At 43.4% G+C, this 12,293-nt stretch carries 10 protein-coding genes; 5 read left to right on the top strand and 5 right to left on the bottom strand.

The window, feature by feature from the left end:
• Positions 1-259 precede the first annotated feature (259 nt).
• From fdhD to AACX38_RS12405, 5 genes are all read left to right on the top strand, one after another.
• Positions 260-1,081 (top strand): formate dehydrogenase accessory sulfurtransferase FdhD, encoded by an 822-nt coding sequence (fdhD, locus tag AACX38_RS12425; RefSeq protein WP_228864430.1) that lies wholly within the window; start codon positions 260-262, stop codon positions 1,079-1,081.
• Positions 1,082-1,477: 396 nt separating this feature from the next.
• A complete protein-coding gene (locus AACX38_RS12420) occupies positions 1,478-2,221 on the top strand; it encodes a Slam-dependent surface lipoprotein (protein ID WP_339385681.1) in 744 nt (247 codons plus the stop codon).
• 90 nt (positions 2,222-2,311) lie between these two features.
• Entirely contained in the window at positions 2,312-3,784 is a 1,473-nt protein-coding gene (locus AACX38_RS12415) for a porin family protein (protein WP_228864428.1), read from the top strand.
• A 54-nt stretch (positions 3,785-3,838) separates the two neighbouring features.
• Positions 3,839-6,802: a TonB-dependent receptor domain-containing protein gene (locus tag AACX38_RS12410; RefSeq protein ID WP_228864427.1), complete on the top strand. Its 2,964-nt coding sequence runs from the start codon at positions 3,839-3,841 to the stop codon at positions 6,800-6,802.
• 8 nt (positions 6,803-6,810) lie between these two features.
• A complete protein-coding gene (locus AACX38_RS12405; RefSeq protein ID WP_228864426.1) occupies positions 6,811-7,635 on the top strand; it encodes an energy transducer TonB in 825 nt (274 codons plus the stop codon).
• Between the two features lie 182 nt (positions 7,636-7,817).
• Here AACX38_RS12405 and mnmE read toward each other — a convergent pair whose 3' ends face one another.
• From mnmE to rpmH, 5 genes are all read right to left on the bottom strand, one after another.
• A complete protein-coding gene (gene mnmE / locus AACX38_RS12400; protein ID WP_228864425.1) occupies positions 7,818-9,182 on the bottom strand; it encodes a tRNA uridine-5-carboxymethylaminomethyl(34) synthesis GTPase MnmE in 1,365 nt (454 codons plus the stop codon).
• 99 nt (positions 9,183-9,281) lie between these two features.
• On the bottom strand, positions 9,282-10,931 hold the full coding sequence (yidC, locus tag AACX38_RS12395; protein WP_228864424.1) for a membrane protein insertase YidC: 1,650 nt from the start codon (positions 10,929-10,931) through the stop codon (positions 9,282-9,284).
• A gap of 2 nt (positions 10,932-10,933) precedes the next feature.
• On the bottom strand, positions 10,934-11,194 hold the full coding sequence (gene yidD, locus AACX38_RS12390) for a membrane protein insertion efficiency factor YidD (protein WP_086954857.1): 261 nt from the start codon (positions 11,192-11,194) through the stop codon (positions 10,934-10,936).
• Positions 11,158-11,517, bottom strand: coding sequence for a ribonuclease P protein component (gene rnpA / locus AACX38_RS12385; protein WP_099110051.1), 360 nt, complete (start codon positions 11,515-11,517; stop codon positions 11,158-11,160). The genes yidD and rnpA overlap by 37 nt, the downstream gene beginning before the upstream one ends.
• Positions 11,518-11,535: 18 nt before the next feature.
• Positions 11,536-11,676: a 50S ribosomal protein L34 gene (gene rpmH / locus AACX38_RS12380; protein ID WP_038267117.1), complete on the bottom strand. Its 141-nt coding sequence runs from the start codon at positions 11,674-11,676 to the stop codon at positions 11,536-11,538.
• Positions 11,677-12,293 lie beyond the last annotated feature (617 nt).

Here is a 12,293-nt window from a genome sequence, read left to right as displayed (position 1 = left end):
ATCAGAAACAACACATTAAAAACACACAAAAAATAATAAAAGGAAAAATAAAAGACAAAATATTTAAATCAACATTTACAACTCAAATAAAAATATAATTTATGTCAATGAAGATTATTTTCTAATATAGATAGATATCAAATAAAATATAAAAAACCTGTATTTATTTTAATCACTGGAACATGCTTTTTTTATTTACGGATAAATAATGTAAACTTGGCAATGAAATGAAAAGTGAAGCCGATTGAGAATTAGCCAGATGGATAAAAAAAAGCCAGAAAATCAGCAAGCTGTCAGTGGCACTACCCGCATCTATGTACAACAAAAAAATCACTTACACACCCCTAAGCTGGACTGGGTAGCTGAAGAAGTACCGGTTGCCTTAGTCTACAACGGCATTTCCCATGTCGTCATGATGGCAAGTCCAAAAGACCTCGAACATTTCGCAATTGGCTTCTCCCTATCTGAAGGGATTATCACTTCTCCGCAGGAAATTCGCGGGATTGATATAACTTCCGGCTGCCACGGCGGTATTGAAGTCAATATCGAACTCTCCAGCCGCCGTTTCGCTGAATTGAAAGAACGCCGACGCAGTATGGCAGGCCGAACCGGTTGCGGTATTTGTGGCACTGAGCAAATATCAGAAATCTTCCGCCCCATCACTCCACTGCCTTTTACACAAACTTTTTCATTGGATTATCTGGATCAGGCGCTTGCACAATTACCTCTCCTGCAAGACATCGGTTCATTGACTGGCTGTACCCATGCAGCTGGCTGGATTGACTCGGAAGGAAATTTACTTGGTGGATGTGAAGACGTTGGCCGCCATGTTGCTTTAGATAAGCTATTGGGAATGCGTTCAAAAACAGACTGGCAACAAGGCGCTGTTTTGGTTTCCAGCCGTGCCAGTTATGAAATGGTGCAGAAATCTGCCAATTGTGGCGTGGAAATATTATTTGCCGTTTCTGCTGCTACTTCACTCGCAATCGAAGTAGCAGAAAAATGTAATCTGACGCTAGTCGGTTTCTGTAAACCGGGGCGAGCAACGGTGTATACGCATTCTCAGCGGTTAATGGATTAATTAAAACTATTTGTTACAGTGAAAGTATTTTTCATTTAAATAATTATTACAATTAAAATAATACATATAAAAAATTAATAGATTGACTGAGTGAAATAAATGCTTTTTCCTCAGTCAAAACGCACTATTAATAACACAATAACAGTAGACCATTAGGTTTAATCCCATCACATTTTCAGAAAAATCACAGAATTCCACTTCTTCTTAACAAAAATTAAAATCATTAAAATACAAATAATTGAGTTAATTACTGATTTAAACCCCAACAAAATCAATATCAAATAAAAATAATTATCATTTACATTATCATTTGAAGAATGTACATTCCTCCCGCGCAATAAATCAGGCCATTTTTATGATTGGGTAACGAGGGATCCCCCACTCTAAATGAGGATAATGATGAAAAAAGTTAAGGTATTAGTCGCCGCTTTAGGCGTTTTGGGATTTATGGCACAGGCTCACGCAGCAGTAGGATTTGGTCAGAGTCAGGTAAGTTCACCAACATACGTTGAGGTTGGCCCAACTCAACCCGGTAAAGGTCCACACGGTGGCAAAGGTGGTGAACCCGGTATCGGTATTAGTTCCGTTTATGGTGGTCAAATCACTGGCTTTGCTGGCCTGACCCGTATGGCACCTGCCGATAATAATGGTATTCACAATATCTCAATGGCAGGTACACCTGGTACACACGGTGGTATGGGAGTATTTCATTTCAGTAAAGTTGCCAATGAAGAAGTTTATTTCGGTGAATGGTCTCAGACTGGTAACACCGATGACCCAACTCATACCGTCTATTATGCAGGCAAGGATATTACCACCAATATTCCAACCGATGGCACAGCAACCTATACGGTGACCGGTATTAACCAATACAGCGGAAATAATGCGCTGTCCGGTACGTTTACCGCAGACTTTGGTGAGAAAACACTGGTTGGTTCAATGGCAAACAACACAATGGAAATTGGCATTGATGCTCAAATCAAATCCGATGCGCAATTTGTAGGTCTTGCTACAACAGGAAGCCTTGAAGGTGAAACTCACGGTCACTTCTTTGGTGACAATGCATCAAGTCTGGCTGGTTATGCAAAATTTGATGGTGACAGCTCCAAAGATACCTCTTTTGGCGGCTCTAAACAGTAATTACTAATTTTTCAGAGAACAGTGCCAACTTTTTAGCACTGTTCTCTGTTTTTATTTCTAATAACATGGATTTTGTGAGCTGATTTTTCGATGTCTGATAATAGAAAAACACCGATATTATTAATGGTATTGATAGTTTTTTTCATCTCATTACCAATATATGCCAATGAAGATACTTCACACGAAATCTGGCAAGCAGCACAACATCATCAACAGGAAAATGAAAAAAAGCTGATTACACCTGACCCTATTTTTGCTGAGAATAATGCTGCGTTGATTGTCATTGATGGGAAAAAATTTCAGGTAGAGAATAATCTGGACAATGTTAGTTTGGCGCTATTTCTTGCAATAAATCACCAGCAATGGCCAGATGTAAGACGTTTTCTCACAGCTTATAAAAAATTATCAGATCATGATGTCTTATTAGTGAATTTCGCTCAGGGCGGACTCGCTCGCTTTGATGGTAATTTAGCTCTGGCCACTTATCATTACCAACAAATTCTTAGCCAACAGCCGGATTTTCCACGCGTTCAAGTAGAACTGGCCCGAGTCTATTTTGAAGATTATAAAAATCGGGAAGCTGAACGTCTTTTTTCAGAACTGAGTGAAAAAAAACAAGTACCAAAATCAGTTTTGAAGAACATCAACAGTTATCTTGCAGCAATAGAGCTGAGAAATAGCTGGCGGGGCTCATTCTCTGTGAGTTACTCCTACAACGATAATGTGAACCTGTCCCCTGATCAGGAGCCTGTTTGTCTACGATTCAAAGCAAATAAATGCATTAACCAGCGTCAAGTATCAAAAGCTGTCAAAGCATGGGGCATGTTCTATGACGCCACATTAAGTCAAAGACATCAACTTTATGGTCATCACGGCATTGCTATCCGTGGGCTGATTTATGGTGAAAACTACCGTAATTATCAGGATGGGAATGAAAATACTCTCCAGCTATCCAGTGGCTACAGCTATAAAAACAGAAACCACGATATTTCCTTTAGCCCGTTGTTTGAATATAAACAACTTGCTGGTGATCGCTTCTACCATGCCGCTGGGATCAAAACAGAATGGCAATGGGGAATGACTAATCAAACCGCCCTCAATATTGAACTTGAGCATAAACTGTTGCGCCATCAACACAATTACCGCAGAAAAGACGGTGAATTGACCTCTTCTTTTCTTAGTATATCCCACGCCATCAGCAAAGAATTTACTCTGTTTGGTGGTGGAGACTGGACTTATCGCGGTAACAACCAATACTCCATTGACCGCTATCAGCAATGGGGAGTCCGGGCAGGAGTCGGCACACAGATCTATCACGGTATTAACGGCTCACTATCCGCCATTTTACGTGATCGGCGCTTTGGCGCTTATAGCCCGATGCTGAATGCTAAGCGTCATGATATGGAGCAAATCTACACGGCAACTATCAAAATTCCTGCCGCTGAAATATTAGGTATGACTCCTTCAATGACTTTCCGCCACCGACGCAATCACAGCAATGTGGATTGGATGTACAGCTATAACAAAAACGAAGTACTGCTCAGGCTGGAAAAGTTTTTTTAATCAAAATCTGATGATTTTTTATTTGTGCGATGATGACTGAGGCAAGAAATATCAATGGCATATCAAATTAAAACCGGACTAACTCCCATCACAATGGCTCTGTCACTGGCATTTTCACTGGCAGCACCTCCTTTGTTTGCTGAATCCAAACCTGCCACTACAACGTCAGACGGCAAAACTGATTTAGGTAAAATCCGGGTGACAGATAACAGAGATAAAGATGAAGCCGGTTATGATGCGGTTTATGACAAAGATATCTCCAATATTTATATCGGCAAAAAGGAGATAGAGCGCTACAAAGGCGCATCCCCTGCTGATGTCATTAAAGGAGCAGTTGGTGTTTACAGCGGTGATGCCCGCAATAGCGGTGCTCTGGATATCAATATTCGTGGCATTCAGGGGCAGGGACGTATTCCCGTCACGATTGATGGAACAGAACAGGCAATTACCGTTGGACGTGGCTATAACGGTGCTAATAATCGCAATTATATTGATCCTAACTTAATCAGCAGTATTGAAATCGAAAAAGGCCCCTCCCTGAATCGCAGGGTAAAAGGCTCTGTTGGTGGTGCTGTCTCCATCAAAACACTCAATATTGATGATGTCGTGCCGGAAGGTGAAACATTTGGCATTAATACCAAACTGGAAACCAGCAGTAATTCAGTTAGGGAAAGAAAACCGTCACTGTCATTAGGGCAGGACTATCGTGATATTCCCAATTTTATCCAAAATGACGTTGAAACCGATTCGGCATTAAGAATCACTCCGCATTCCTCAAAAGACAATAAACTGTTTGGGTTCAAAGATAATGCCTTCCGTATTGCGGTAGGTACACGGCAAGAATATTTTGACTTGATGCTAGCTTATGCTTATCGCCGGCAAGGTAACTATTTTGCCGGTAAGGGGGGGGCACATCGTTATGATGCTTCAATTACCGAAGCCGATAAGAAACTGATGACCGGAGCACGTACAAGTTTAGATCCTTACCTCCCTTTTGCAGCACGCATTTATCGCCCCGGTAATGAAGTTCCCAATACTTCCAGCGAGATGCAATCAGTGTTAATCAAAAACACCTGGCACTTTACCGATGACCAGGCACTGCAACTCGCTTTCCGCAATACTCATATGGAGTTCGGCGATATTATGCCTTCAAGGCTGGCAATGGTGCTTGCTGACGAAAATAGTGTTCCTCAATGGCCACTGGCTAATGTTCGCCAACAAGCAGCCAACCTGACTTATAAATGGCATCCTGCCGAGAGATCCTATATCGATTTCGACATGAATTTATGGACAACACGTACAACAAGTAATACCAATACTGCAGGTGGATATCCCCGCAGCCCTATTGCCAGAGACTATCTTTGGGAGAACGGAAAAAGTGGTAAAAACGCCTATATTGATGGAACCTTAATCAATACAGCTCTCACCAATTCTCAAAATAATCGTTGGGGTGTAGATATCTCCAATAAATTTGAGCTAACCCGTAATCTGGATCTGACTCTCATGGGAAATTTCCAGCATGAGCATCTGGATTCCAATGATAAATACAATTCCCAAAATATGTACTTTTTCCAGTCTCCAGCAAGAAAAGGACAGCGACAGGAAATTAATCTCGCTTTTAACTTTGACTGGCGCCCTGCTTCATGGCTAGCACTCAGTGCCGGAGCTAAACGTGTTTCCTATTGGTCCAAAGATGATTTCCTCACTGAACGACGCGCTGCAAAAGATGGACTTTATCAAGAAGGGGGAGAAATAATCGGACATGCAATGAGTTATTGGAGAACACCTACCGAAAAAGAAGCTTACATAATCCAGAAAATGCATGAAAAGCGGAACTTTCCAATGAGTAAAGAAGAGAGACAAGAACGCCGCAAGTTATTCCATGAATACTTTAAAATAAACCCACAAAAAATCCTAACACGTAATGGGCAAAGGCATTGGATGGCTCAGGAAAAATTCACTTGGCTTTACGATTCGAATAACGGCAAGCTCAATAAAGATGATAATCCTTACTTCAATGGACAACTGGATATGAATGAAAAGGTTATTAATCCAACCAGTGGTCAAGAAACCTATAAATATGAATACGGAATGGGCGTTAACGCCAATAGCATACGAACCCCTTATATTGACGATCTCTGGGAACCAGCCCAAAAACGTAAATCCCATGCATGGGCACCAACATTCTCTGCTACTGCCTATATCACTGACGATCTCCGGGCCTATACCCGCTATGCCGAGGCAGTAAGAATGCCCAGTATTTTTGAAGATACTGTCGGTTTTTCTGGCGTTAAAGAAAATTATATCGGTTTGAAATTTAAACCAGAACGAGCCAAAACTATAGAAACAGGTTTCGTTTATGATTTCAGCCAACTAGTAAATGCTGAACGTAATGCGGATATCAAACTCTCCTATTACAACACGGTTATTGAAAATGTGTTCGACAGGGATAATACCTATAATTTCGCCCAATTAGATAAACAAAAACTGGCAGGTTTAGAATTGCAGGCTCGCTACGACAACGGCAGCTTCTTTACCGATATGGGTTTAGTCTACAACATGAAAAACAAGGTTTGCGACCATAACTCCGTTGCAAGAATGGATTCCCAGAATCGTTATGGCATTCCTGAATGTATTGATGGTGGTTTTCCGGGGGGGTATTTGCGTACTTCCATTCAGCCGAAATATACCGCTAATCTGAATATCGGTGGACGCCTGTTTGATGAAAAACTGGAGCTGGGTAGCCGGATGCTCTATCACAGTGGTGCAGAAAACAAAGATGAAAAATGGTTGATGAATGCCTTACCGGATATTTACAAAGGGCAATCCAACAACCCGATGCGCTGGAACTCCGTCTTTACCGTTGATGCTTATGTCAGCTACCAGATCACCCCAGCGATATCAATGGAACTGACTGGCACAAACTTAACTAACCGCTATTATCTTGATCCACTCACGCGCTCAATGATACCGGCACCGGGCAGAACCTTTAAGCTCAGCCTTACCAGTCAGTTTTAGAGGATAGTATGTTCAATACAGTCATATCAGACAACGCAGTGATCAACACGCAGAAAACACTCAGTAAACGTTTTCTGGTTGGTATTATTATCGCTGTTTCATTGCATATCAGTCTGATATGGCTGTTAAACCGACATACAGAGCCGAACGATGACAGTGCCCATTATCTTAATCAGAATTCTCCTTTGACAAGTTTTTCAATCACAATGGTGGCGGCCTCAGCATTAACAGAAGAGCCGGAACCGGTTGAATTATCTCAGCCAGTTCTGACTGTTGCTGAATCACCGACAACTCCGGTAATTGCACTGGATAAAATCGTTCAAACAGAAAAAAAGAACGATACTCCGACTGAACCGGTTAAAACTCAAAAACCTAAAAAACAGCCAAAAGAAAAACCGAAAGAAAATAAAGAAAAGAAATCTGTTCCGTCATCTCAGGCATCCCAAAATACCCCAGAGGAATTTGAAACGGATGGCACTGATCAGGCCAACTCACAAAGTGGAATGAGTCAGGTGACAACTTCTCAACCTTTAGTGGGTCAGGGTAATAGTGAGTCAGATAATTACTATGCAAGGCTCCGGCAGGAAATTGAGAGCCACAAGCGTTATCCCCGCAAAGCAAAACGAATGAAGCAGGAAGGTACAGTCACCGTCAACTTTATCCTTCAGGATGATGGTTCAATCACTGCCGCCAAAATCATTCAATCCTCGGGCCACAGTGCAATGGATAATGAAGCACTAAAAGCGCTCAGTCTTGCTAAATCTATTGGCCCGAAACCAGCAACACTGGCAGCAGATATCACACTACAAATCAGCTTTGAGCTGGTTCGATAATATACATGCCATAACCGACCTATTGAGCGAGTATCAGACAAGTGTCACTGATTAGAAAAATCAACACACTATCTTAAAAAGCAATGATAAGTAGTGCTCCGAAATATAAAAATCGGAGCACATACGAAGCAGAAAATTTCAGATTTGCTCAATGAAATTTACTTTTCTGATTTATCAGAACATCACTTCCCGATACAAAAACTTGAAAAAATCCGCCCAAGTAAATCATCAGACGTAAATTCTCCGGTGATTTCAGTCAATGCCTGTTGTGCCAGCCGGAGTTCTTCCGCTAATAACTCCCCGGAACGAGCGAATACCAATTGTTGGTGTCCTTCCTGCAAGTGTTCTGCGGCGGTATTCAGTGCCTGCAAATGGCGGCGGCGTGCGAGGAACCCACCTTCAGTATTACTGTTAAAGCCCATCGCTTCTTTGAGATGATCACGCAGCAGATTAATCCCTTGATCTGCAAGAGCAGAAAGACGAATTAACGTGTAGCCATTAATTTCTGATATGCCGCTGGCTTCACCTGTCATATCTGTTTTATTACGGATAATCGTTACAGGCAGGGATTCTGGTAGCTTAGCCATGAATTCCGGCCAGATTTTTTCTGGTTCGATAGCATCAGTCGTCGTACTGTCTACCATAAACAACACGCGATCCGCCTGTTCGATTTCCTGCCATGCCCGCTCAATACCAATGCGTTCCACTTCATCACTGGCTTCGCGCAGACCAGCAGTATCAATCACATGCAGGGGCATTCCATCAATATGAATATGTTCGCGTAAAACATCACGAGTTGTACCTGCAATATCCGTCACAATCGCTGCTTCACGCCCCGCCAGCGCATTCAGCAGGCTGGATTTACCTGCATTCGGGCGGCCTGCAATGACAACTTTCATCCCTTCACGCAACAGGCTACCCTGACGAGCCTGCGAACGAACCTGCTCAAGCTCCGCGATCACTTCATCCAGCTTGGCTTCTATCTTGCCATCAGAAAGAAAATCAATTTCTTCATCAGGGAAATCAATCGCTGCTTCAACATAGATGCGCAGGTTAGTCAGTTCTTCCACCATTTGGTGAACCTGATTGGAAAATGTTCCCTGTAGGGAATTCATGGCAGAGCGCGCTGCCTGTTCAGAACTGGCGTCAATCAGGTCGGCAATCGCCTCAGCCTGAGCCAAATCAAGTTTATCGTTGAGGAAAGCACGTTCAGAAAATTCACCGGGATTAGCAATTCGCACACCGGAAATAGTCAGAATACGTTTCAGCAGTAAATCAAGAATAACCGGGCCGCCGTGCCCCTGAAGTTCCAGTACGTCTTCACCCGTAAAGGAATTAGGGCCGGGGAAATAAAGGGCGATGCCCTGATCTAAAACTGAGCTATCTACATCACGAAATGGCAGATAATCGGCATAGCGGGGTTTCGGGAGTTTCCCTAATACCACCTCAGCAACTGCCGCAGCTTTGGGACCAGAAATACGCAGGATACCAACACCACCTCGTCCCGGAGGGGTGGCCTGAGCAACTATCGTATCGGTGGTATTCATGGAATTCTCTCTTTTACCAATTTGCCAATGAATGGAAATAATAAAGGCGGCCAATGACCGCCTTCTACTTATTTTTTAAAAGACCCGTTTCTCAAGAAATTATTTCTTGGTCAGATCGATTTGCTTTTCTTTCTTCTCTTTCTTTTCGCGGGTATGCAGACCGCGTTTTTCCAGACTGCGGAAAATAACCTGCTGCTGGATAATGGTTACCAGGTTACTGACGATGTAGTACAGCACCAGACCAGATGGGAACCACAAGAAGAAAACAGTGAACACGACAGGCATGTAAGTCATGATCTTCTGCTGCATTGGGTCAGTGACCGTCGTTGGCGACAGTTTCTGGATCACAAACATAGTCACACCCATCAGTAATGGCAGAATGTAGTATGGATCCTGTGCAGACAGGTCATTAATCCAGCCGATAAATGGTGCATGACGCAGTTCAACAGAGCCCATCAGCATGTAATACAATGCAAGGAAGATTGGCATCTGAATAACCAGAGGTAAACAGCCGCCCAGCGGGTTCACTTTCTCTGTTTTGTACAACGCCATCATTTCCTGACTCATTCGCTGACGGTCGTCGCCATATTTCTCACGCATTGCAGTGATTTTCGGCTGCAACAGGCGCATCTTCGCCATAGAAGTGTATTGCGCTTTAGTCAGCGGGTACATGATACCACGCACGATAAAGGTAATAGCGATGATGGAGAAGCCCCAGTTACCAATGAATTCGTGCAGGAATTTCAGTAATTTGAACAGAGGCTGGGAAATAAACCACAACCAACCGTAATCAACGGTCAGATCCAGATGTGGTGCAACAGCAGCCATTTTGTCCTGAATTTCAGGACCGACCCACAGAGTAGAAGCGATGTTCTGCTTGCTGTTCGGTGCGATATTGATGGTGTCACCTTTGTACCCGATAATCGCCATTTTCTGGTTTTTCAGGTCAATGGTGTAGAAATTGCTGGTTTTACCTTCTCCCGGAACCCACGCAGTGGCGAAATATTGCTGAAGCATCGCTACCCAGCCGCCTTGTGTGGTTACGGAAAGTGGTTTACTTTCAATTTCATCAAATTTGTATTTTTCGTATTTTTCGTGATCAGATGAGTAAGCCGCACCACGATAAGTATGCAGGGCAAAATTGCTGCTGCCGGTATCGCGATGTTTCGGCAGATCAACACTCTGCTTCAACTGACCGAAAAATGCCATCTGCAACGGCTTGTCAGTCACGTTATCAATGCTGTAATCAACAGAGACAGCATAGTTACCGCGTTTTAATACGAAAGTTTTGACGTACACAACACCATCCGGCGCGGTATAAGTCATAGGAATACGCAACTCATCCTGACCTTCAGCCAAAACGTAGTTGTTCTGAGCAGCAGTATAAAGAGGACGTTCAGCCTGATTATCCGGGCCATTAGTGCCTGTTAAGCCACTTTGAGCCTGATAAGTAAATTCTGGGGTTGTTTCCAGAAGCTTGAACGGCATCTTGGAACCGAGGGTATCCGGATAGGCCAGCAAGTCAGCCTCTTCGATATCACCACCACGGGTATTGATGTGCAACGAAAGCACATCCGTTTTCACGGTGATCAGTTTACCTTGCCCACTGACTGCTTCATTACTCAGCGTATTGGTTTGCTGCGAGACCTGTACTGTTGGTTGTGGGTTTTGATCTTTTTCCCACTCCTGCCAGACCAGGAACGAAACAAACAGCAGAGCGATGAGAAGAAGATTGCGTTGCGAATCCATCGTTAATGTTCTCTGTTATCTTCGTTTTTTTTAGGTGGGACAGGATCATCACCACCTTCGTGTAAAGGGTGGCATTTTAATATGCGTTTCACCGTTAACCAACTGCCTTTCATCATGCCAAACCTACGCAGTGCCTCAATGCCATATTGGGAACAGGTAGGATTGAAACGACAACGAGGCCCCAGCAGTGGACTAATCACTAACTGATAACCTCTGATCAAAGCAATCAAGAGGCGCGAGCCAAGCGACAGTGACGACGCCATAATTTGCCCAACGTTTCCGTTAGCTCACGGTTATCAAGCTCAGCGACCCCTTTCCTCACCAAAATCACAAAATCCATTGACGGTAATTTATGCTGGTTTAAACGAAAACTTTCCCGGGCTAATCGTTTAATACGATTTCGCTCATGGGCGCGTTTAACATTTTTTTTGGCGACGGTTAGACCGATACGGGGATGCCCCAGCTGATTAAGGCGTCCAAGGATGGTTATCTCTGCGGAACTTGCCCGTTGTGGCTGCTGGAAAACATAAGTGAAATGCTCGGGAGTTAACAAACGTAACTCCCTCGGAAAAGCGAGCTTAACCACGTGGAATGGTTAGCTTTATTACTTAGAAACAGTCAGACGAGCACGGCCTTTCGCACGACGGCGAGCCAGAACCTGACGACCATTTTTAGTGGCCATACGTGCGCGGAAGCCGTGTGTACGGTTACGCTTCAGTACGGATGGTTGAAAAGTGCGTTTCATAGCGATTTCTACCTAACTTAAAATTTGTAACTGATTCAGCAAATGCGTTGGCGACCAGTGGAAATAAGTAGACACCGATGCCTCAATCGCAACATCAATATATAGAAAGAGGCAGGATTGTAATAAAATGTACTACCCTTAGTCAATTCCAAGATGACGCGAGCCTGACCGCGTTTCAGCTGATGCCAGACTTGTTGCTACCCAAAGTTTTTGCTATCTAAGGTGTTAATCCTGACTTCCACCAGCCACAGCCGGAAAAAAATCGTTTGGCATCACACACAGGGTGCAAGATTATACGGACTGTGCAATAAAGCGCAAGGATCCTACACGGATCCTGCTATTTGCGTAGTAATTATACTATTGCTTTCCCTTTGAATTTTAAACGATAGCTAAATGGAATTTGCTATATACCATGATTCCACTACAGTATCTTCTATGGGCTTTATCTTCTCCGCGTACCAAAGCGTGGTGATCTCCCTGTGGATAAAAAGCATCAAAGCTGTGTAAAAGAATGAGGATTTATGTCGTCTTTTGCGTTATGATCACTGGTCACGATTCCGATCTCGCTGTACGGATCGTTGGGAGAGCGATGAAACTAGAAATCGCCACAAGGTACT

Source organism: Xenorhabdus sp. PB30.3 (assembly GCF_963895965.1).
Lineage (GTDB): Bacteria > Pseudomonadota > Gammaproteobacteria > Enterobacterales > Enterobacteriaceae > Xenorhabdus > Xenorhabdus stockiae.
This window is presented reverse-complemented; position numbering and strand designations above follow the sequence as displayed.